Genomic DNA, 21955 nt, shown 5'->3' with positions numbered 1-21955 from the left:
AAACCATGTTTAGCAAAAAATTTCGCAACTTCCTGTTGTTCGGCTGTATCGCTGCCCTGTTTGCAGCGGTCGGCTACTGGAACATCAGCCCTGAACGGTTCCTCGACAAACCTGTGACCAAGGTCGAAGACACCGCCATCGACTGGTACGCCACGAACACGCATACCCTGCAATACCTTCCGGACGGCAAGGTGCAGTACGAAATGACGTCGGACAAGGCCGAGCATCTGAAAGCGACGGACGTGACACTGGTCACCAAACCCGACCTCAACATGTTCCGCGGCACAGACTTTCCGTGGCATGTGACCAGCGAGCGTGGCGAAGTAAACCCGGACGGAACCCAGGTAGAACTGATCGACTCGGTACGCATCAAGCGCACCGATGAAAAGAACCGCGACACCCTGATCACCAGCACCCGCATGACGGTGTTCCCTCAGCAGCAATATGCGCAGACCGAGCAACCCGTTAGAATCGACGGCGCTGGCGGTGTATCGACTGGCGTGGGAATGAAGGCGTATTTGAAGGAAAGCAGGATACACCTGCAATCGAACGTAAGAGGACAGTATGAGGCTCGTTAAAACCCTCCCTATTTTGCTCAGTCTGGGCGCAGCACTGGGAAGCGTGAGCGCCTGGGCTCTGCCGAACGATCAGCAGCAACCTATCCGCATTCAGGCCGACGACGCCCAACTGGACGACAAGAATGGCATCGCCACCTATAAAGGTGACGTGATCATCACCCAGGGTTCGATGATCGTTAAGGGCAATACGGTGACCATCACCCGTACCCCGACCGGCGACATCGACGTGGTGACCTCGGTGGGTAACCTTGCCTACTTCGAGCAGTTGCAAACCCAGGGTGACACCAAGCCTGTACAGGGCTGGGGCGTGACGATCCAGTATCACGCCGCGCAAAACCGCGTCGTGCTGATCGACAAGGCCAAGGTTGTCGACAAGGACAACAACACCACCCAGGGCGAGAAAATCGTCTATGACACGGTGAGAAAACTGGCCAGCGCCGGTCGCGCTACCGGCAACAAGGTCACCGAGACGCGTCCGCGCATCGACATGGTGATCCAGCCGAAGAAGAAAACCGACGAGAAAACCCAGTAATGGCAACTCTGAAAGCTCAGCACCTGGCCAAGGCCTATAAAAGCCGCCAGGTCGTGCGTGACGTCAGCCTGTCGATCGACAGCGGCCAGATCGTCGGCCTGCTCGGCCCGAACGGCGCCGGCAAGACCACCTGCTTCTACATGATCGTCGGCCTGGTGCAGGCCGATCAGGGCCGCGTACTGATCGACGATCTGGACGTCAGCCACCAGCCGATGCACGGTCGCGCCAAGGCCGGTATCGGCTATCTGCCGCAAGAAGCGTCGATCTTCCGCAAACTGTCGGTGGCCGACAACATCATGGCCATCCTCGAGACTCGTCAGGAGCTCGACAAGGCCGGTCGTCGCAAGGAGCTGGAAAGCCTGCTGCAGGAGTTCCATATCAGCCACATCCGCGACAACCTCGGCATGAGCCTGTCCGGTGGTGAACGCCGTCGGGTGGAAATCGCCCGCGCCCTGGCGACCGCCCCGAAATTCATCCTGCTCGACGAACCGTTCGCCGGTGTCGACCCGATCTCGGTCGGCGACATCAAGCAGATCATCCATCACCTCAAGGCCAAGGGCATCGGTGTGCTGATCACCGACCATAACGTGCGTGAGACGCTGGATATCTGCGAGACCGCCTACATCGTCAACGACGGTCAACTGATCGCTGAAGGCGATGCGGCAACCATCCTTGCCAACGACCTGGTGAAGGAAGTGTACCTGGGCCACGAGTTCCGCCTCTAAAGCGCGAGCGCATTCGGCCAGCCGTCCGGGTGCTGTAACGTTGAAGCGCTTTTTTTATACGCTTTATTGTTACAGCGCTCTAGGCAAACACGACAGTTTCAGGCATATAATTTGCTTAAGTTTGGCGCTTCGGCGCCCTGTAGTGGATGGCGCATGCGCGCCGGCGAATAAGGTGTTAAGCCCCTGCCATGAAACCATCGCTAGTCTTGAGAATGGGCCAGCAGCTGACGATGACACCGCAGCTGCAACAGGCCATCCGCCTGCTCCAATTGTCGACCCTGGACCTGCAACAGGAAATCCAGGAGGCCCTGGAATCCAATCCGATGCTCGAGCGCCAGGAAGAAGGCGACGACTTCGACAACTCCGATCCATTGGCCGACAACGCCGAACAAAAACCCAACACCGAGATTCAGGAACCCTCCTATCAGGAAACCGCCCCGACGGTGGACAACCTGGAGGAAGGCGAATGGAACGAGCGCATTCCTAACGAATTGCCCGTCGATACCGCCTGGGAAGACGTCTACCAGACCAGCGCCAGCAGCCTGCCCAGCAGCGATGACGACGAGTGGGATTTCACCACCCGCACCTCCGCCGGGGAAAGCCTGCAAAGCCATCTGCTGTGGCAACTGAACCTGGCGCCGATGTCCGACACCGACCGCCTGATCGCCGTGACCCTGATCGATTGCATCAACAACCAGGGTTATCTCGACGAAACGCTCGAAGAAATTCTCGACGCCTTTGATCCGGAGCTCGACATCGAGCTGGACGAGATCGAAGCCGTTCTGCACCGCATTCAGCAATTCGAACCCGCCGGCATCGGCGCGCGCAACCTCGGCGAATGCCTGTTGCTGCAACTGCGTCAACTCCCGGCCAAGACTCCTTGGCTGAACGAAGCCAAGCGTCTGGTCAGCGACTACATCGATCTGCTTGGCAGTCGCGACTACAGCCAGCTGATGCGACGCATGAAGCTCAAGGAAGACGAGCTGCGTCAGGTCATCGAACTGGTGCAGAGCCTCAATCCGCGCCCGGGTTCACAGATCGAATCCACCGAAGCCGAGTACGTGGTGCCTGACGTGATTGTGCGCAAGGACAACGAACGCTGGCTGGTCGAGCTGAATCAGGAGTCGGTGCCTCGTCTGCGGGTCAATGCGCAGTACGCCGGCTTCGTGCGACGCGCCGACACCAGCGCCGACAACACCTTCATGCGCAACCAGTTGCAAGAGGCGCGCTGGTTCATCAAGAGCCTGCAAAGCCGCAATGAAACCCTGATGAAGGTGGCCACCCAGATCGTCGAGCACCAACGTGGCTTCCTGGAATACGGCGACGAAGCCATGAAACCGTTGGTCCTGCATGACATCGCCGAGGCGGTCGGCATGCACGAATCGACGATTTCCCGGGTCACCACGCAGAAATTCATGCATACCCCTCGGGGCATTTATGAACTGAAATACTTTTTCTCCAGCCACGTCAGCACCTCTGAAGGCGGTGAATGCTCATCCACGGCGATCCGCGCGATCATCAAAAAACTGGTCGCGGCGGAAAATCAGAAAAAGCCATTGAGTGACAGCAAGATCGCTGGTTTACTGGAGGCACAAGGCATTCAGGTGGCTCGCCGCACCGTCGCCAAGTACCGTGAATCCCTCGGGATCGCGCCTTCGAGCGAACGCAAGCGGTTGATGTAAGCCACGTTACAGCGTTCCAGTGGCAGGCTATCCGGCCTGCCGCTTTATGCACTGGCAACGAAGGAGAAGCTGTATGCAAGTCAACATCAGTGGACACCAACTGGAAGTGACCGAACCTCTGCGCACCTACATCAACGAGAAACTCGAACGATTGGAGCGCCATTTCGACAAGATCACTAACGTGCAGGTCACGATGTGCGTCGAAAAGCTCAAGCAGAAAATCGAAGCCACCTTGCATATACCCGGCAGCGAAGTGGTCGCCAACGCAGAAGATACCGACATGTATGCTGCGATCGACTCACTGACCGACAAGCTGGATCGCCAACTCAAAAAGCATAAGGAAAAGACCCAGAGCCTCCTTCAGGGCGCAACCGGTCGTTAACACTCCCAACCCATGATCCGACTTGAAAGTATCCTGACCCCCGGCCGTTCCCTGGTGAACGTGCCGGGCGGCAGTAAAAAGAAAGCCCTCGAACAGATTGCCAACCTCATCCATAAAGAAGTGCCGGATCTGGCCATGCAGGATGTGTTCGATGCGCTGATCGCCCGTGAGAAACTCGGTTCCACCGGTTTCGGCAACGGCATCGCCATTCCCCACTGTCGCCTCAAAGGCTGCGAAGCGCCTATCAGCGCATTGATGCACCTTGATGCCCCCATTGATTTCGATGCCATCGACGGCGCTCCGGTTGACTTGCTGTTTGTCCTGCTGGTCCCGGAAGCGGCCACCGATGCTCACCTCGAATTACTGCGCCAGATCGCCAGCATGCTCGATCGCAAGGAAGTGCGCGAAAAACTGCGCAGCGCACCGAGTAATGAAGCCTTGTATCATGTCGTCCTGAGCGAGCAGAACGGTCATTAATCATGCGTTTGATCATCGTCAGCGGCCGCTCCGGCTCGGGTAAAAGTACTGCCCTGGATGTCCTTGAGGACAACGGCTACTACTGCATCGACAACCTGCCGGCCGGCTTGCTGCCGGAACTCGCCGAACGCGCCCTGATTCATACGGAGCTGGCCCAGCCGCTGGTGGCCGTGTCGATCGATGCACGCAATCTGCCGAGCCACCTGTCGCGTTTCCCCGAACTGCTTGAAGAAGTCCGCGCCCGCCACATCCAGTGCGATGTGCTGTATCTGGATGCTGACGAAGAAACCCTGCTCAAGCGCTTCTCGGAAACCCGCCGACGCCATCCGCTGAGCACTGCCAACCGCTCGCTGGCCGAAGCGATCAACGACGAAACTGCCCTGCTCGGCCCGATTGCCGACCTGGCCGACCTCAAGGTCAACACTACCAACCTGAATCTGTACCAGCTGCGTGACACCATCAAGTTGCGCCTGCTGAACCAGCCGGAGCCGGGCACGGCGTTTCTGGTCGAGTCGTTCGGCTTCAAGCGCGGCATGCCGGTGGACGCGGATCTGGTGTTCGACGTGCGCTGCCTGCCCAACCCGTACTGGAAGCCGGAGCTACGCGCCCAATCGGGTCTCGATGCACCAGTCGCCGAATACCTGGCGGCGCAGCCGGAAGTCGAGGAGATGTATCAGGATATCTTCGGCTATCTGAATAAATGGCTGCCACGCTTTGCGGCGAGCAACCGCGCCTACGTCACCATTGCCATTGGCTGCACAGGTGGGCATCACCGCTCCGTTTACCTGACCGAACGCCTGGGTCAGGCCCTGCAGAAAACCCTGAAGAACGTCCAGGTTCGCCACCGCGACCTCACTTAAAGGATTCACACCGCGATGCCTGCTCTGGAAATCGAAATCATCAATAAACTGGGCCTGCATGCCCGAGCGTCGGCCAAGTTCGTCGGGGTGGCGGGTCAGTTCCCGGATTGCACGATCAGAGTGGGTCGTACACCAGAAACAACCGTGGACGGTAAAAGCATCATGGCGATGATGATGCTGGCTGCCGGCAAGGGCACGAAGATCTATCTGAGCACCGAAGGCCATCAGGAAAAAGAAGCGCTGGATGCGCTGGTGGCGTTGATCAACAACTACTTCGATGAGGGTGGTTGATCGTTAAAGATCAAAAGATCAAAAAATCGCAGCCTGCGGCAGCTTCTACAGTGAACGCATTCCAAATGCAGGAGCTGCCGCAGGCTGCGATCTTTTGATATTCAGCCCAATGCGGTATCCATCACCATCATCAGACAAAACCCGATCAGCAAGCCAAGACTGGCCAGCTTGTCATGACCATTGCGTCGCGACTCGGGGATCACCTCATGCGTCACTACCAGCAACATCGCTCCCGCGGCCAGCGCCAGCCCCAACGGCAACAACAACTCTGCCAGGCTGACCAGCCACGCACAGAGCAGCGCAAACACCGGCTCGACCAGCCCTGACGCCGCACCGATCAAAAACGCCTTGACCCGCGACATCCCGGCCCCGGCCAACACCAGCGCAATCACTAACCCCTCTGGCACATCCTGCAAGGCGATGCCCATCGCCAGGCTGTCGGCATCCGGCATGCCGCCGCCAGCAGACACCCCCACCGCCATGCCTTCCGGGATGTTGTGGGCAATGATGGCAAACACGAACAGCCAGATCCGCGGCGCAATCATCGGGCGCTCAGGGGTACCGACGAGCATTTCCGGTGAGGCGCCGGACAGTTTCAGGTCCGCCAGATACAGACCGAATGCACCGAGCATGATGCCGAAGCAGATCAACCCGCTGGCAGCCCACGGTGTCAGGCCCAGACTTTCAGCAGCAGCGATACCTGGCACGATCAGCGAAAACGCAGTCGCCGCCAGCATCACGCCGGCGCCGAACCCCAACAGCGTATCGCTGAGCCTCTGCGGCATGCGCCGGATCACCAGCACCGGCACCGCGCCGAGCGCCGTGCCGAGGGCGCAAATCGCGCCACCCTGCAAGGCCCGCGACAGTTTCGGCTGCAGATCCAGCCACTCCAGCCCATGCGCCGCCAGCAAAGTCATGCCCGCCAGCAGCAACAGCGACCCGATCGCGTAACGAAACATGCGTCCACCGCCAGCCGCCAGTGTTTCAGTGCTCATAGTCAGCCTTGGATTGTTTTTATGGATGACTTAAAACCAGAGCAGCCTGATAACGCGCGGCAACTTCAGGCCAATTGATCACGTTGTAGAACGCGTTGATGTATTCCGGGCGACGGTTTTGGTAACGCAGGTAGTAGGCGTGTTCCCAGACGTCCAGACCGAGAATCGGCGTGTTGCCGTTCATCAACGGGCTGTCCTGATTGCCGCTACTTTCCACGACCAGTTCTTTTTCCGGGGTCACGCTGAGCCAGGCCCAGCCACTGCCGAAACGGGTCAGCGCGGCTTTGGTGAAGGCCTCCTTGAAGCTGTCGAGACCGCCCAATTGCTCCTCGATCGCCTTGGCCAGTGCACCGTCAGGCTTGCCGCCACCGTTGGGCACCATGACTTCCCAGAACAGCGAATGGTTGGCATGCCCGCCACCCTGATTGATCACGGCCGCACGGAGTTTTTCCGGCAACTGCTGGACGCTGGCGACCAGTTTTTCCACCGGCCACTCGGCGTACTCAGTGCCTTCGACGGCAGCGTTGAGGTTGTTAATGTAGGTCTGGTGGTGCTTGGTGTAGTGAATCTCCATGGTTTGCGCATCGATGTGCGGTTCCAGGGCGTCGTAGGCGTACGGCAAGGCAGGCAAGGTAAAAGCCATTTCAGTGGACTCCATGGTGATGTGAGGCTGACGCGCGGCGTGCATTGCCGATGTCCGGGTGCAGCAGGCGCTGGGTGCGCGGGTATTCGCCGTGTTCGCCGATGAAATTCAGCAGCTCGACGTAGGTCTTGCTGCTCTGGCGCAACGCCGCTTCCCGCAGGGCCGGGCGCAGGCGCTCGTCCTGCATGGTCTGCAATAACCGTTGATGAATCGCGCAGAGGTACTCGGCGCTCTCCTCCGGCTGGTTCAGGCGCAGGTGCAGATCCGCCAGGTTGTGGTGGGAGATGACGCAGGCCGCCACTGCTTCGTCGGCGTCCGCCCAGCGTTCGAACAGCACTTGCGCCAAGGCCAGGGCTTGCAGGTAAGCCTCACGGGCATCAATCAGTTCGCCGAGCATGAAGCAGCGATTGGCCCGTTCGATCGTGCGTTTCCAGTGCTCCATGGTGAACCTCCAAAGCAGTTGCGGGATTTACACGCCGCCGGCAGTGAGTTTCTCGGGGTTGAGTAACTCTTCCAGTTGGCTGCGCGACAGGTCGGTGTGCTCCAGCGCGACGTCAATCACCGGGCGACCCTGTTTGTAGGCCTGCTTGGCGATTTCCGCGGCTTTCTGGTAACCGATGATCGGGTTGAGCGCGGTGACCAGAATCGGGTTGCGCGACAGCGCTTCCTTGAGCCGCGCCTCGTTGACCTTGAAGCTGGCGATGGCTTTGTCGCCGAGCAGACGGCTGGCATTGGCCAGCAGTTCGATGCTGCTCAGCAGGTTCTGGGCGATGATTGGCAGCATCACGTTCAGTTCGAAGTTGCCCGACTGGCCGGCGATGGTGATTACCGAATCGTTGCCGATGACTTGCGCGGCGACCATCGCGGTGGCTTCCGGGATCACCGGATTGACCTTGCCCGGCATGATTGAGGAGCCCGGCTGCAAAGCTTCCAGCTCGATTTCACCGAGACCGGCGAGCGGGCCGGAGTTCATCCAGCGCAAGTCGTTGGCGATTTTCATCAGCGACACGGCAATGGCCTTGAGCTGGCCGGAGACGGCGACGGCGGTGTCCTGCGAGCCGATCAGGGCGAACAGATCCTTGCCCGGAGTGAATTGCACATGGGTCAGCTGGCTTAATTGGCGGCTGAAACGCGCGGCGAATTCCGGGTGCGCATTGATCCCGGTGCCGACGGCCGTGCCACCCTGCGCCAGCGATTGCAGGCTCGGCAGCAGATCCTGCAGGTGGGCAATGTTGGCCTTGAGTTGCTGCGCCCAACCGTTGAGCACCTGACTCATGCGCACCGGCATCGCATCCATCAGGTGCGTGCGGCCGGTTTTAACGTGGTGATGCACTTGCACGGCTTTGTTTTCGATGACCTGCACCAGATGCAGCAACGCCGGCAGGAGTTGTTCGTGCAACGCCAAGGCAGCGCTGACGTGAATGGTGGTCGGGATGATGTCGTTGCTGCTCTGGCCGCAGTTGACGTGATCGTTCGGGTTGACCGGCTCGCCGAGCAAGCGACTGGCGAGGGTTGCGATCACTTCATTGGCGTTCATGTTGGAACTGGTGCCGGAGCCGGTCTGGAAGATTTCCACCGGAAAATGCTGCATGAAATCGCCTTCGAGCAGGCCTTGCGCGGCGTCGCTGATGGCCTTGCCTTGCGAGGCGCTGAGCTGGTTGAGCTCAACGTTGGCCCGCGCGGCGGCGGCTTTGGCGAGGATCAGCGCACGGATGAACTGCGTTGGCATCGGTTTGCCGCTGATCGGGAAGTTATCCACTGCGCGCTGGGTCTGCGCGCCGTAGAGAGCGTCCACCGGCACCTGCAGTTCGCCCATGCTGTCGCGCTCAATACGAGTCTTGGTCATCTGAAAATCCTTGGACTGATTCAATGAGAGGAATCGAGGGTTGCAACTCGCAGGTCGCCAGTTGCCAGGTGTAGCGCTGCCAACGCTGGAGTCGGCAGTTGCACAGCGACAGGCGCTCCATTTCACGCAGCGGGCGCCAGGCTTGATCGAGACACAAGCTGCGCCAGTGCCATGGCAACGCGATGTCGGTGGCTGTGTCGAGCAGCAAGCGGAAGGAGGTTTCAGCGATGGTCCACGGGGAAGTCGCCGTGCAGCAGGCCAGATAACGGCCCTCGGCCAGGTAATGTTCGATCAGGCGCGGTTCGTCGGGGTCCATCGCGCAACGGATCTGGCGACTCATCCAGCGCCAGCTTTCGAGGTATGGCTGCTCGTGCAAGGCAGAACTCATGATCCGGGACTCGTGCGGAGATGAGATTCATTATTAGATGATAATGAGAACCAAAACAAGAGCGCTTGGTTACACAAACTCCATTGTGGGAGCGAGCCTGCTCGCGAAGGCGTCGTGTCAGTCACCGCTGCGGTCGGCTGTTAAATCGCTTTCGCGAGCAGGCTCGCTCCCACAGGGTTTTGTGTCGAGCCATGAAAAAAGGCGCGCCACCCGATTGGGTGGCGCGCCTTTTTGTAACCGCCGGGTTTTAGCTGCCCGCCACAGTCATCCGCTCAATCAACACCGAGCCCGTGCGAATATTGCTGCGCAGCTCCAGATCATTACCGACGGCGACGATCTGCTTGAACATGTCGCGCATGTTGCCGGCGATGGTCACTTCCTGCACGGCGAACTGGATTTCGCCATTCTCGACCCAGAACCCCGCCGCTCCGCGCGAATAATCGCCGGTGACCATGTTCAAGCCATGACCCATCAATTCGGTAACCAGCAAGCCACGACCCATGCGTTTCAACAGCGCCGCCTGGTCTTCATCACCATGCGTCACGAACAGGTTATGCACGCCCCCCGCGTTGGCGGTGCTTGGCATGCCGAGTTTGCGCCCGGAGTACGTGCCGAGGATGTACGACACCAATTCGCCCTTTTCGACGAACGGTTTGGCGTAGGTGGCCAGACCATCACCGTCGTAGGACGCACTGCCCATGGCGCGCATCAGATGTGGACGCTCATCGATGGTCAGCCATTCCGGAAACAGCTTCTGCCCCAGCGTGCCTTCGAGGAACGACGATTTGCGATACAGACTGCCGCCAGACACCGCCGACAGGAAGCTGCCGAATAACCCGCCCGCCAGCTCAGCGGAAAACAGCACCGGCACTTCGCAGGTCCGCACCGGACGCGCGCCCAGACGACTCGCGGCCCGTTGCGCGGCACGCTGGCCGATGCTCACCGGATCCGCCAGCAGGCTGCCCTGACGATTGACGTCATACCAGTAATCGCGCTGCATCTGGCCATCAGCTTCGGCGATCATCACGCAGCTCAGGCTGTGCCGGGTCGACGCGTAGCCGCCGATGAAACCGTGGCTGTTGCCATACACGCGGCAGCCCTGATGGGTGCTGAGGGTGGTGCCGTCGGCGTTCTTGATTCGCGCATCGGCGTCGAACGCCGCCGCTTCACAGAGCAACGCCTTCTCGATCGCCTGCTCCGGGGTGATGTCCCATTCGTGGAACAGGTCGAAATCCTGCACCTCCCTGGCCATCAACGCGGCATCGGCGAGGCCCGAGGCTTCGTCTTCAGAGGTGTGTCTGGCGATCGCCAGTGCGGCAGCAACGGTTTCACGAATCGCATCCGGCCCGGTGGCGGAGGTGCTGGCCGAGCCTTTGCGCTGGCCGACGTACAGGGTGATGCCAAAGCCCTGGTCGCGATTGAACTCGACCGTCTCGACCTCACGCTGGCGCACCGAGGTCGACAAACCCTGCTCCAGCGACACCGCAACTTCGCAGGCACTGGCGCCCTGACGCTTGGCTTCGGCGATGATCTGCTCGACCTGTTCCTGCAGTGCCGGCAATGCTTGCGGGCCGACGCTTTGAACTGCACTCATGCTCATCTCCACTCAAATTCTGCTTTCGGCTGGGGTCATCGAGCGACCGGGCCGGACAAGCGGCCCCCGACTGGTTATCATGGCGGCGTTTCTTTGCGGACTGCCACCATGGTTGATTCTTACGACGACTCCCTCGATACGGGAGAAAAAAGCAAATCTCAGGTCAAACGCGAGCTGCATGCTCTGGTTGACCTTGGCGAGCGCCTTACAACACTCAAGCCCGACTTGCAGGCAAAACTGCCATTGACCGACGCTCTGCGCCGGGCCCTGGCCGATGCGCCGAAGCACACCGCGAACATCGCGCGTAAACGGCACCTGCAGTTCATCGGCAAACTGATGCGCGATCAGGACACTGACGCGATTCTGGTCCTGCTCGATCAACTCGATGCCTCCACCCGTCAGTACAACGAGCGTTTCCACAACCTCGAACGCTGGCGTGACCGGCTGATCGCCGGTGACGATGCCGTGCTGGAGAAATTCGTCGTCGAATACCCCGATGCCGATCGCCAGCAACTGCGTTCGCTGATCCGTCAGGCTCAGCACGAGGTTGCACACAACAAACCTCCTGCTTCCAGCCGCAAGATCTTCAAGTACATCCGTGAGCTGGACGATACGCAACGCGGTCTGCGTTGAGATTCGTCCCTGTAGGAGCTGCCGCAGGCTGCGATCTTTTGATCTTGTAAAAACAAAGATCGCAGCCTGCGGCAGCTCCTACAGCTGTTTTTTTTATGCGCCCGTGCCCCCCACGGTAATCGCATCGATCTTCAGCGTCGGCTGACCGACACCCACCGGTACCGACTGCCCGTCCTTGCCACACGTGCCCACACCGCTGTCCAGTGCCAGATCGTTACCGACCATCGACACCCGGCTCATCGCCTCGGGGCCGTTGCCGATCAACGTCGCGCCCTTGACCGGTGCGGTGATCTTGCCGTCCTCGATCAGGTACGCCTCGCTGGTGGAGAACACGAACTTGCCGCTGGTGATGTCAACCTGACCGCCGCCGAGGTTGGCGCAGTAGATGCCTTTCTTCACCGATGCGATGATTTCTGCCGGATCGCTTTCGCCACCGAGCATGTAGGTGTTGGTCATGCGCGGCATCGGCAGATGCGCGTATGACTCACGACGACCGTTGCCGGTACGGGCTACACCCATCAGGCGCGCGTTGAGCTTGTCCTGCATGTAACCCTTGAGCACACCGTTCTCGATCAGCGTGGTGCACTCGGTCGGAGTGCCTTCGTCATCGACGCTCAGCGAACCGCGACGGCCGCTCAAGGTGCCATCATCGACGATGGTGCAGAGTTTGGAGGCGACCATTTCGCCCATTCGCCCGCTGTAGGCCGAACTGCCCTTGCGGTTGAAATCCCCCTCCAGACCGTGGCCGACCGCTTCGTGCAGGAGCACGCCGGACCAACCCGAACCGAGGACGACAGGCAAGGTGCCGGCCGGTGCCGGAATCGCTTCCAGGTTCACCAGCGCCTGGCGCAGCGCTTCGCGGGCGTAGCCCATGGCGCGGTCTTCGGCGAGGAAATAGCGGTAATCGGTACGCCCGCCACCGCCATGCCCGCCGCGCTCGCGACGGCCATTCTGCTCGACGATCACGCTGACGTTGAAACGCACCAGCGGACGCACGTCAGCAGCCAGGCCACCGTCGGTGGACGCCACCAGAATCCGTTCCCAGACCCCGGCCATGCTCACGCTGACCTGTTGAATCCGTGGATCAAGGGCGCGGGTAGCGACGTCGATGCGCTTGAGCAGCTCGACTTTCTCGGCGCGGCTCAGCACTTCCAGCGGATTGTCCGGCGCGTACAGCTGTGCGACATCCTGAGTGCTGAAGGCCTGCACCGTGCCGTTCTGCCCGGCGCGGGAGATCGAACGCGCAGCACGCGCCGCCGCACCAAGGGCTTCAAGCGTGATCGCGTTGCTGTAGGCAAAACCGGTTTTCTCACCGGACTGCGCACGCACGCCAACTCCCTGGTCGAGGTTGAAGCTGCCTTCCTTGACGATACCGTCTTCCAGCGACCACGACTCGGAGATCTGGCCCTGGAAATACAGGTCGGCCGCATCGATCCCCGGGCCGGCCAGATCGCCGAGCACGCCTTGCAGGCTCTCGATGGTCACGCCGCCGGGCGCCAACAGGTGATCACTGACTGAGGACAACAACTCGCTCATAGGTTTACGCCTTAAATTCATGTTCTGAAGCAGGCCGCTGGGCGCCCTGCGAGAAAAACCGCCGATGACTCGTCACCGGCATTCGCGCCCTGATAGACGCTTGTTCGTCACTGTCGCGTGCGGCCAACAGCACCGCCTCGCCTTGATCCTGATGCGCCAGCACCCGGCCCCACGGGTCGACAATCGCCGCATGACCGAAGGTTTCACGCGGTCCCGGGTGAGTCCCGCCCTGTGCTGCCGCCAATACATAACACTGGGTCTCGATGGCCCGGGCGCGAATCAGTACCTCCCAGTGCGCCGCACCGGTCACAGCGGTGAAGGCCGACGGGGCGGTGATCAACTCGGCACCGGCAGCGCGCAATTCGCTGTACAACTCCGGAAAGCGCAGGTCGTAGCACACGGTCAGGCCGACTCGGCCGACCGGTGTGTCCGCCACCACGACGCCACTGCCATAAGCATAGTCATCGGATTCACGATACCGCCCGCGATTGTCCGCCACATCGACATCGAACAGGTGCAACTTGTCATACCGTGCAACGGTTTCACCCTGATCATTGACCAACAGCGAGCAGGCGTGAGACTTGGCGTCCGGTTGCCCGAGCGGCGGCAACGGCAAGGTGCCGGCAACTATCCATAACTTGAGGTCGCGAGCGGTCTGTTTCAACCATGGCAGGATCGGGCCTTCACCGAGCGCTTCGGCCCTGCCGATGTCGGCAATGTCACGACGACCCATGGCGGCGAAGTTTTCCGGCAGCACTGCCAGCTTCGCGCCGCCGGTTGCCGCCTGCTCAAGCAGGCGTCGGGCCTGCGCCAGATTGGCCAGCACATCGCTCTGGCTGACCATTTGAATCACCGCTAAAGACATGGCCGCTTCCTGACAGGGAGTCCACTTATCACTGCAGGAGCTGCCGCAGGCCGCGATCTTTTGATTTTGCTTTTAAAAACCACATCAAAAGATCGCAGCCTGCGGCAGCTCCTATACGGGGAAAAGCCTCATGCTACTCAAAAAGGCTTGTCGAAGGTGATTTTCGGCTCTTTCCATGGGCCCTTGACGGTGTATTTGACGCTGGCGAAGCGTGCCACGCGGTCACCGATCAGCTTGTCGATGAGGAACAATGCCCCGCCGACCGCTGGCGCGCCGACAATCAGCGCGGCGATCGGCAGATTGTTGGTCACCGGCAAGGTCACCAGCAATTTTGCATCGACCTGATCGCCAACCAGATCCAGAGTACCGTCCAGCTCAAGATTGCTTGAAGGACCGGTCAGCCGAATCGGCTCGCGGGTGACATACACGCCGTTGTTTGCCACCAACAGACCCTTGACCCGGTCGTAGCTCAAGCCTTTGCCGAACAAGTCGGAGAAGTCCAGACGCAGACGGCGCCCAATGGAGTTGAAGTTGAGCAGACCGAACACCCGCAACGCCTGCGCGCCGCCCTCCACTTCAACGAACTGACCTTTATTCAGCGAGGCATCCAGCGTGCCGGAGAAACGCTTGGTCGCCAGCCACGCCGGCGATCCCGGCCAGCGGCCATCGACGTCCATGTGGAATTCTTCACTGGTCACGCTCGGCGCAAAACCCCAGCCCTTGAGCACATCAGCGAGGTTTTTGCCGCTGGCCCGGCCTTTGAACCAGCTGTTGGTCGAACCCGGGGTACCTTCCCAGCCGCCATTGCCTTGCAACAGGATGCCCTTGAGGCCCATGTCCATATTGTTCAGGGCGAGGCCTTTGGCCGTTGGCCGTACCTTGAGCGACCAGCCGCCCACCAGATCCGCGCCGAGAAACAATTGATTGATGGTGATGTCCAGCGCGGGAATCTTCGTCGGGTCGACGGAAACCAGCGGATCAGGCGAGTTCTCGTCGGCCTGCACCGTCGGATCCGGTGCCGGCAGCCGCACGTATTGCAGATTGACCGCGATCGGCGCGCCCTTGGCATCGGGAAGACTGGCCGAGCCTTTGGCCTGCTGGCTGTCGAGTGCCAGATTCCACGCCCACGGTTTGCGATTGACCTGAACTGCCGCCTGGTCGAGGGTGGTGCCGAATGCGGTGAGCTTGCCCACCTTGAAGTCGGCACTGTTGAGTAATTGCTTGGCGCTGCCACCCGGGTCGTTACCGGCGTATTTATTGACCAGGTCCTGCCACGGCGCGACGTCCAGCTCCGACAGCACACCGCGAATGCGCAGGCCTTTGGCGTCCGGCAGGACTGCGTCGCCAGTTCCGAGAAACAGCTCGCCACGACCATCGGCGAAACTGCTCGGCGGTGCGGCGAAGGTGAAGCTGGCCAGTTGATCGTAACTGACCCAAAAACGCCGCTCCGGACCTTGCAAGCTCATGCGGAACACCGTGTCACGCCCTTGCTGGGCCGACATGCCGAACGGCGCCGGCAGATCCACCGCGACGCCTTTCATGCTGGAGTTGACCGTCAGTTGACTGTCGGTGCCGTCGAGGTTGACCTGCAACTGATAGGGAAGGGTCCCAGACACCGGCAACGGCTGAGTCACGCCCAGCCAGTCAGTGAGTTTCTTGACCTCGACCTGCCCGGAAGCCGAGACCCGCGTCTTGAGCTTGCCCGGGCTGCCATCCGCGAAAATCTGCGCGGTCACCGGCTTGTCAAAAGCCTTGGCGGCGATGTTCTGCCCACTCAATCCCTTGGCGCTGTCGAAACGGAAATCGCCTTTGAGCTGGCTCAGCTCAAGTTTCGGCTCCGCCAGTTTCAAGCGCGCATTGGCAGTCTTGAAGTCGACGAGGATCTTCGGCAAATCGCCCTTTTCCAGCGGGATATCGAGTTTGACCTTGCCCTGCAGATCGCCCTCGCCTTCCCAGCCGGCAAACGTTTCGCCAGTGCCGATCGGCGCGGTCTGGAGAATTTTCAGGCCATCGCCCAATCCACCGGCAAACCCGCCGTCGAGGAACAGATGCGTATGCTGCCCCGCCGGGACATGGGGAATGTTGACGAAAACATCGCTGACCTGGGTGTCGAGCAACTGCCCCTTGTCGGCCACGATGCGCACACCGCTGTCCTCGATGAACACGTCGCCACTGACCTTGCTCACGTGCGGCCAGCCTGGCTGGAACGCCAGCTCGGCGTCATGCACCTTGAAGAACAGGCTGATGCTGCGATCGACATCCTTGGCATTTTTGCTCAGCGAACCCTGGTACTGGAAAAACCCCTGGTCCACCGCGCCTTTGAGGATCGCCGTGCGCAGCCACTCGTCGAGGGCCGGACTCAAGACTTCGGGCAGGTATTTGGCGGTGTAGCGACCGTCGCCATCGACCAGCCCGACGCGCAGGTCCATGTAGTCTTCCTGGCTATGGTCGAAGTGCAGGCGGATCAGGAAATCGCCGGCAATCTTGCCCTCCTCGCCCAGCACTTTCAGGTAAGGCGCGATCAGGGTGAAACCTTCTTTATCGAGCTTCCAGGTCAGTCGGGCATTGGCCTGAATGTATTGCCACGGCTTGGCGAAGATCGGATCGAGGTGCAGGACGAAATCCTTGCTGTCCAGGCGCAGCTCGCCGCCGTCAAGGTTGCCGCTGAGGCTGCCACTGACGTTCCGCGCCGCCGGAGCACCGTGATAGGCGTCGAACCCGACTTTATCCAGATTGGCCGCGAAGCCGAATTTCGAGCCATCGGTAGCGTTCGGGCGAAAATCCAGCAACACGTTGCGCAACCCGCCGGTCACTTTCAGGTGATCGACAACAGTGGCGAAGCCTTCAGGCAGCGGCCCCAGTGCATTCAGCAACGGGGTGATCGGCTGCAAATCGAGGCGATCAGCCTGCAGATGCCACAGCTCGTCGACTGTATCAGTGGCTGCCGTCTGCTTGAGCTGCACGTGAGTTTCCCAGCGGGTTTCGCCAACACTCATCGCCAGCGAATCGAGCGTAACGGTCGCGCCGTCATCGTCGCGCTGGTAATAGCCATTGAGCGCCAGATTGCTGATCTTGATCGGCTTGCGCTCGGCATAAGCGCCGGTCACCTGCGGTGCGTTCAAACGGACAGCGGCGCTTTGCAGGGCGCCGTCATTCCAGTTCACCCACAGCTCGCCGCCCGCCTTGATCTCGGAAAAATTCCATTGCTGGGTCAAACGCTCGGGCAGCCACTTCGACCAGTCGCTTTGCGGCAGGCTGACATAGCCTTCCACCGAGCTGTCCGGCAGTCGGGAGGGGCGAATCCGTGTACGCAGGCTCATCGCCATCGGCTGCCCGTCGGGCAAAGTCAGACGAGCGTCGAGGCGCTGCCGGCTGCTGCCGGTTTTCAGATTGAGGCCGACGTAGGTGAAGGTCATCGGCGCATGGTCCAGCGGCTGCACGGTCACCTGACTGTCGAGCACCGACAATTGCTGAACGATCTGCGAGCGCTTGAACAGTTGTTCGGGATCAAGCGGCTGGTCGTTCTGCACCGGCAGGCCTTCCAGCGCCCAACTACCGTCCTGCGCTTCCTTGACGCTGATTTTCAGACCGTTCAATTCCAGATGGGCGATACGCACTTCGCGCGCCAGCAGGCTGCCCCAGAGATCCGGCACCGCACGTACCCGGTCCAGACGCAAGGCATTCGCGCCGTCACCGACCATCACGTCATGGGCCAGCAGGATCGGTGCAAATCCGCTCCAGTCACCTTCCAGTTCGCCGATCTGCAACGGCATGCCGAGCGCGGCACTGGCCTTGTCTTCGATGTCGGTACGGTACTCCGCCACCAGCGGCGTCAATTCCCGACCGAGGCTGACGTACAACGCCAACAGCACCAGAACCAACGCGCACAGGCCCAGTCCCCAGCGGGTGAGTGCGGCCAAAATGCGTGTCAGACGCTCCATGTCAGTTGGCTCCCATGGCGAAAAAACTGCGAAAAGCTGAGGCCAGCCGTTGTGGATTAAATGTGCCGCAGGGGATCAGAGCAGCACCACATCATATTGTTCCTGGGAATACATGGTTTCGACCTGAAAGCGTATGGTGCGACCGATGAACCCTTCAAGCTCGGCGACGTTACCGGACTCTTCATCGAGCAAACGGTCCACTACTTTCTGGTTCGCCAACACCCGATAACCCTCGGCCTGATAGGCCCGGGCTTCACGCAGAATCTCGCGGAAAATCTCGTAACAGATGGTTTCCGGGGTCTTCAACTTGCCCCGGCCCTGGCAACTGCTGCACGGCTCGCACAGCACTTGTTCAAGGCTTTCGCGGGTGCGCTTACGGGTCATCTGCACCAGGCCCAACTCGGTGATGCCAATGATGTTGGTCTTGGCGTGATCACGTTCGAGCTGTTTCTCCAGGGTGCGCAGCACCTGGCGCTGATGTTCTTCATCTTCCATGTCGATGAAGTCGATGATGATGATCCCGCCCAAATTGCGCAGGCGCATCTGCCGGGCAATCGCGGTGGCGGCTTCGAGGTTGGTCTTGAAGATGGTTTCTTCAAGGTTGCGATGGCCTACAAACGCGCCGGTGTTAACGTCGATGGTGGTCATGGCTTCCGCCGGATCGACCACCAGATAGCCGCCGGACTTGAGCGGCACTTTGCGCTCGAGGGCTTTCTGGATTTCGTCTTCGACGCCATACAGGTCGAAAATCGGCCGCTCGCCCGGGTAGTGTTCCAGACGATCGGCGATTTCCGGCATCAGTTCGGCGACAAACTGTGTGGTTTTCTGGAAGGTTTCCCGGGAGTCGATACGGATCTTCTCGATCTTCGGGCTGACCAGATCGCGCAGGGTACGCAGCGCCAGACCGAGGTCTTCGTAGATGACACTCGGTGCGCCGATGGTCTGGATCTGCGCGTTGATCTGGTCCCACAGGCGCCGCAGGTAGCGGATGTCCATGAGGATTTCATCGGCCCCGGCGCCTTCGGCGGCGGTACGCAGGATAAAGCCGCCAGCCTCCTTGATCCCTTCCTTGGCCACGCAATCGCTGACCACCTGCTTGAGGCGCTCGCGCTCGGCTTCGTCTTCGATCTTCAGGGAAATGCCGACATGGGCGGTGCGCGGCATGTACACCAAATAGCGCGACGGAATCGACAGCTGCGTGGTCAGGCGCGCGCCTTTGGAACCGATCGGGTCCTTGGTGACCTGCACCACCAGGCTCTGGCCTTCATGCACCAGCGCGCTGATGCTTTCCACCGCTGGGCCTTCGCGCAGGGAAATTTCCGAGGCGTGAATGAATGCCGCACGGTCCAGACCGATATCGACAAATGCCGCCTGCATGCCCGGCAGCACCCTGACGATCTTGCCTTTATAGATGTTGCCGACGATCCCGCGTTTTTGCGTGCGCTCGACGTGGACTTCTTGCAGCACACCGTTTTCGACCACCGCCACGCGCGATTCCATCGGCGTGATGTTGATCAGAATCTCTTCACTCATGGCAGGGTCTCGTTCAGGCATGTTCACGATAATGGCCGCATCTTGATCCATACGACGCTCATTGCGCGTTCAGGTTTTGCCAACAGGGTATGCCGAAATGGCCCAACAGTTCTGCGGTTTCGCAAACCGGCAGCCCGACCACCGCCGAATAGCTGCCATTGAGCCCGGCGACAAACACCGCGCCGAGGCCCTGAATGCCATATCCGCCGGCCTTGTCCCGAGGTTCGCCACTGGCCCAGTAGGCCGCCGCCTCTTCGCGGCTGATCGGGCGGAAGCGCACCAGACTGCGCACCACGCGCGACTCGCAACGCTGGCCGTCCAGCACAGCGATGGCGGTCAGCACTTCATGCTCTTTGCCGGACAACATCATCAGCATGGCGCATGCGTCGGCTTCGTCCACCGGTTTGCCAAGAATTTTATCGTCGAGTACCACGGCAGTGTCCGCCCCCAGTACGCAAAACGCCGCGTCGCAGGCGAGCGCGCGTCGACCGGCCTCGGCCTTGCCACGCGCCAGGCGCTCGACATAGGCCGAAGGCAATTCTTCGGCAAGCGGGGTTTCGTCGATTTCCGCGCTGATGGCGGAGAACGGCACGCCGATCTGCGTGAGCAATTCACGCCGGCGCGGCGAACCAGAGGCGAGGTAAAGCGGCTTCATCAAGACATCTCCCTTGTCGAGGTGCGGGCACATGCCTGACCGAATCAGTTGATTTTGTAGCGTCGGCGCAATCCACGCAAAGCGAAGCTGACCCAAGGCCAGAGCAACGCGCTGGTCAATGCCGGCAGTACCAGTGCCAGCGTTGGCTGGCGGTTGCCGGTCAGGGCGCTGAGCCACAGTTGAACCAGCTGAGCGAGGCCGAAGATCACCAGGATCACCAGGCATTGCTGCCACATCGGGAACATCCGCAGACGCTGCTGCAACGACAGCACCAGGAAGGTGATCAGCGTCAGGATCAACGCGTTCTGCCCAAGCAGCGTGCCGTACAGCACGTCTTCGGCCAGTCCCAGGCAAAACGCGGTAACCATGCCGACCGTTTGCGGCAGGGCCAGAGCCCAGAACGCCAGGAGCAGCGCCAGCCACAGCGGGCGCAGGATCTCCATGAATTGCGGCATCGGCGACACACTGAGCAGCAGGCCGATGAGAAACGTCAGCCAGACCATCCAACCGTTACGCGAAGCGGTAGCCCCGACCATTATTCTTGTCTCCCGGTGTTGGCCGGCGTGGTGACAGGCGGTTTGGCCGCTGGTCGAACCGCCGGCTGGGACGCTGCAGGCCGGCTATTCGCGGGCGTGGCTGCAGTTGGTTTGGCAGGCGGCTTGCTGGCGACCGGTTTGGCCGGCGTAGCACTGACCGCCGGCGTGGCGGTCGCGGCCGGCGCAGTCACCGCTGCAGGCGGTGTCACGGTTTTCGGCACCGTGGCCGGAATCACCGGTCCACCGCCCTGCGCATCAAGATTTTCCTGAGCCTGCGCCGCATCGTTGGCGCGCTCTTCGGCGGTGCGGTTGTCGCTGAATACCAGCAGCAGATAACGGCTGCGGTTCAACGCAGCGGTCGGCACCGCACGGACAATCGCGAAAGGCTGACCGGAGTCGTGGATGACTTCCTTGACCGTTGCCACCGGATAGCCGGCCGGGAAGCGCTGCCCGAGACCGGAGCTGACCAGCAGATCGCCTTCCTTGATGTCAGCGGTGTCGGCGACGTGCCGCAGTTCCAGACGTTCCGGGTTGCCGGTGCCGCTGGCAATCGCCCGCAGACCGTTACGGTTCACCTGGACAGGAATGCTGTGCGTGGTGTCGGTCAGCAGCAGCACACGGGAGGTGTACGGCATCAATTCGACCACCTGGCCCATCAGACCGCGCGCATCGAGCACCGGCTGACCGAGCACCACGCCATCGCGCTCACCCTTATTGATGATGATGCGATGGGTGAAGGGATTGGGGTCCATGCCGATCAACTCGGCCACTTCGACCTTTTCGTTGACCAGTGCGGAGGAATTGAGCAACTCGCGCAGCCGCACGTTCTGCTCGGTGAGAGCGGCGAGCTTTTGCATGCGGCCCTGCAACAGCAGGTTCTCGGTCTTGAGTTTTTCGTTTTCGGCGACCAGCTCGGTGCGACTGCCAAACTGACTGGCGACACCGTCCCACAACCGGCCGGGCAGGTCGGTGATCCAGTAGGCATCCATCAGCACCAGCGACGCTTGCTTGCGCGCAGGCTTGAGCAGGTCAAAGCGGGCATCGACCACCATCAGCGCGATCGACAGCACGGCCAGCACCAACAGGCGCACGCCCAACGAAGGGCCCTTGGCGAAAAGCGGTTTAATAAGCCGCTCCTCCCAGGCAAATGTTCTGTTTATTCATACGGCATCAAACCGGCCTGGATGAAGACTGACAGAAGATAAACGCCAACAGGCAGCACTGCAAAGTGCTGCCTGTGCGCTCACCCACGTATTGCAACCC

Annotated in this window: 22 protein-coding genes; 9 read left to right on the top strand and 13 right to left on the bottom strand. The window is 60.6% G+C overall.

The features are described from left to right. Nucleotides 1-5 precede the first annotated feature (5 nt). The 8 genes from lptC to AC193Q_RS24555 all read left to right on the top strand — a co-directional run bounded on the left by lptC (nt 6) and on the right by AC193Q_RS24555 (nt 5527). Nucleotides 6-578 (top strand): LPS export ABC transporter periplasmic protein LptC, encoded by a 573-nt coding sequence (lptC, locus tag AC193Q_RS24590; protein ID WP_041072852.1) that lies wholly within the window; start codon nt 6-8, stop codon nt 576-578. Further along, nucleotides 565-1110: a lipopolysaccharide transport periplasmic protein LptA gene (lptA, locus tag AC193Q_RS24585; RefSeq protein WP_025109456.1), complete on the top strand. Its 546-nt coding sequence runs from the start codon at nt 565-567 to the stop codon at nt 1108-1110. Before lptC ends, lptA begins: the two co-directional genes overlap by 14 nt. Further along, complete coding sequence (gene lptB, locus AC193Q_RS24580) at nt 1110-1835, top strand: LPS export ABC transporter ATP-binding protein (RefSeq protein WP_041072850.1); 726 nt, start codon at nt 1110-1112, stop codon at nt 1833-1835. Before lptA ends, lptB begins: the two co-directional genes overlap by 1 nt. Before the next feature lie 188 nt (nt 1836-2023). After that, the gene (locus AC193Q_RS24575) at nt 2024-3517 is read left to right on the top strand and encodes an RNA polymerase factor sigma-54 (RefSeq protein WP_121183720.1); all 1494 of its coding nucleotides are present in this window, start codon (nt 2024-2026) and stop codon (nt 3515-3517) included. A gap of 73 nt (nt 3518-3590) precedes the next feature. Continuing rightward, entirely contained in the window at nt 3591-3899 is a 309-nt protein-coding gene (gene hpf / locus AC193Q_RS24570; protein WP_025109458.1) for a ribosome hibernation-promoting factor, HPF/YfiA family, read from the top strand. Between the two features lie 12 nt (nt 3900-3911). After that, entirely contained in the window at nt 3912-4376 is a 465-nt protein-coding gene (gene ptsN, locus AC193Q_RS24565) for a PTS IIA-like nitrogen regulatory protein PtsN (protein WP_483878908.1), read from the top strand. A 2-nt stretch (nt 4377-4378) separates the two neighbouring features. After that, nucleotides 4379-5236 (top strand): RNase adapter RapZ, encoded by an 858-nt coding sequence (gene rapZ, locus AC193Q_RS24560; protein WP_047291309.1) that lies wholly within the window; start codon nt 4379-4381, stop codon nt 5234-5236. Nucleotides 5237-5251: 15 nt separating this feature from the next. Continuing rightward, nucleotides 5252-5527, top strand: a complete 276-nt coding sequence (locus AC193Q_RS24555) for an HPr family phosphocarrier protein (RefSeq protein ID WP_047291306.1) — start codon at nt 5252-5254, stop codon at nt 5525-5527. 101 nt (nt 5528-5628) lie between these two features. On the opposite strand, the gene AC193Q_RS24550 is transcribed toward AC193Q_RS24555, so the two are convergent. From AC193Q_RS24550 to pmbA, 6 genes are all read right to left on the bottom strand, one after another. Continuing rightward, entirely contained in the window at nt 5629-6522 is an 894-nt protein-coding gene (locus tag AC193Q_RS24550; protein WP_483878907.1) for a ZIP family metal transporter, read from the bottom strand. 19 nt (nt 6523-6541) lie between these two features. Further along, nucleotides 6542-7165, bottom strand: a complete 624-nt coding sequence (locus tag AC193Q_RS24545) for a superoxide dismutase (protein ID WP_047291301.1) — start codon at nt 7163-7165, stop codon at nt 6542-6544. A gap of 1 nt (nt 7166) precedes the next feature. After that, the gene (locus AC193Q_RS24540) at nt 7167-7607 is read right to left on the bottom strand and encodes a hypothetical protein (protein ID WP_047291299.1); all 441 of its coding nucleotides are present in this window, start codon (nt 7605-7607) and stop codon (nt 7167-7169) included. Nucleotides 7608-7634: 27 nt separating this feature from the next. Continuing rightward, on the bottom strand, nt 7635-9011 hold the full coding sequence (locus AC193Q_RS24535; protein WP_483878906.1) for a class II fumarate hydratase: 1377 nt from the start codon (nt 9009-9011) through the stop codon (nt 7635-7637). Beyond that, the gene (locus AC193Q_RS24530) at nt 8992-9399 is read right to left on the bottom strand and encodes a hypothetical protein (RefSeq protein WP_047291295.1); all 408 of its coding nucleotides are present in this window, start codon (nt 9397-9399) and stop codon (nt 8992-8994) included. The genes AC193Q_RS24535 and AC193Q_RS24530 overlap by 20 nt, the downstream gene beginning before the upstream one ends. A gap of 247 nt (nt 9400-9646) precedes the next feature. Continuing rightward, a complete protein-coding gene (pmbA, locus tag AC193Q_RS24525) occupies nt 9647-10993 on the bottom strand; it encodes a metalloprotease PmbA (protein WP_483878905.1) in 1347 nt (448 codons plus the stop codon). 108 nt (nt 10994-11101) lie between these two features. On the opposite strand from pmbA, the gene yjgA reads away from it, so the two are divergent. Next, nucleotides 11102-11626 (top strand): ribosome biogenesis factor YjgA, encoded by a 525-nt coding sequence (gene yjgA, locus AC193Q_RS24520; protein WP_007961589.1) that lies wholly within the window; start codon nt 11102-11104, stop codon nt 11624-11626. 93 nt (nt 11627-11719) lie between these two features. Here yjgA and tldD read toward each other — a convergent pair whose 3' ends face one another. From tldD to mreC, 7 genes are all read right to left on the bottom strand, one after another. Next, nucleotides 11720-13162 (bottom strand): metalloprotease TldD, encoded by a 1443-nt coding sequence (gene tldD, locus AC193Q_RS24515; RefSeq protein ID WP_007961588.1) that lies wholly within the window; start codon nt 13160-13162, stop codon nt 11720-11722. 4 nt (nt 13163-13166) lie between these two features. Next, nucleotides 13167-14027 carry a carbon-nitrogen hydrolase family protein gene (locus AC193Q_RS24510; protein WP_047291290.1) on the bottom strand — a complete coding sequence of 287 codons (861 nt, stop codon included), beginning with the start codon at nt 14025-14027 and terminating at the stop codon, nt 13167-13169. Between the two features lie 137 nt (nt 14028-14164). Further along, on the bottom strand, nt 14165-17968 hold the full coding sequence (locus AC193Q_RS24505) for a YhdP family protein (protein ID WP_483878904.1): 3804 nt from the start codon (nt 17966-17968) through the stop codon (nt 14165-14167). A 75-nt stretch (nt 17969-18043) separates the two neighbouring features. Beyond that, a complete protein-coding gene (gene rng / locus AC193Q_RS24500) occupies nt 18044-19501 on the bottom strand; it encodes a ribonuclease G (RefSeq protein WP_007961585.1) in 1458 nt (485 codons plus the stop codon). Nucleotides 19502-19559: 58 nt separating this feature from the next. Next, nucleotides 19560-20156 (bottom strand): Maf family protein, encoded by a 597-nt coding sequence (locus AC193Q_RS24495; RefSeq protein WP_095667491.1) that lies wholly within the window; start codon nt 20154-20156, stop codon nt 19560-19562. 44 nt (nt 20157-20200) lie between these two features. Beyond that, the gene (gene mreD / locus AC193Q_RS24490; RefSeq protein ID WP_003221660.1) at nt 20201-20692 is read right to left on the bottom strand and encodes a rod shape-determining protein MreD; all 492 of its coding nucleotides are present in this window, start codon (nt 20690-20692) and stop codon (nt 20201-20203) included. Continuing rightward, entirely contained in the window at nt 20692-21783 is a 1092-nt protein-coding gene (gene mreC / locus AC193Q_RS24485) for a rod shape-determining protein MreC (RefSeq protein WP_230679356.1), read from the bottom strand. The genes mreD and mreC overlap by 1 nt, the downstream gene beginning before the upstream one ends. Between the last annotated feature and the right edge of the window lie 172 nt (nt 21784-21955).

It is taken from the genome of Pseudomonas sp. F2, assembly GCF_057174385.1.
This window is presented reverse-complemented; position numbering and strand designations above follow the sequence as displayed.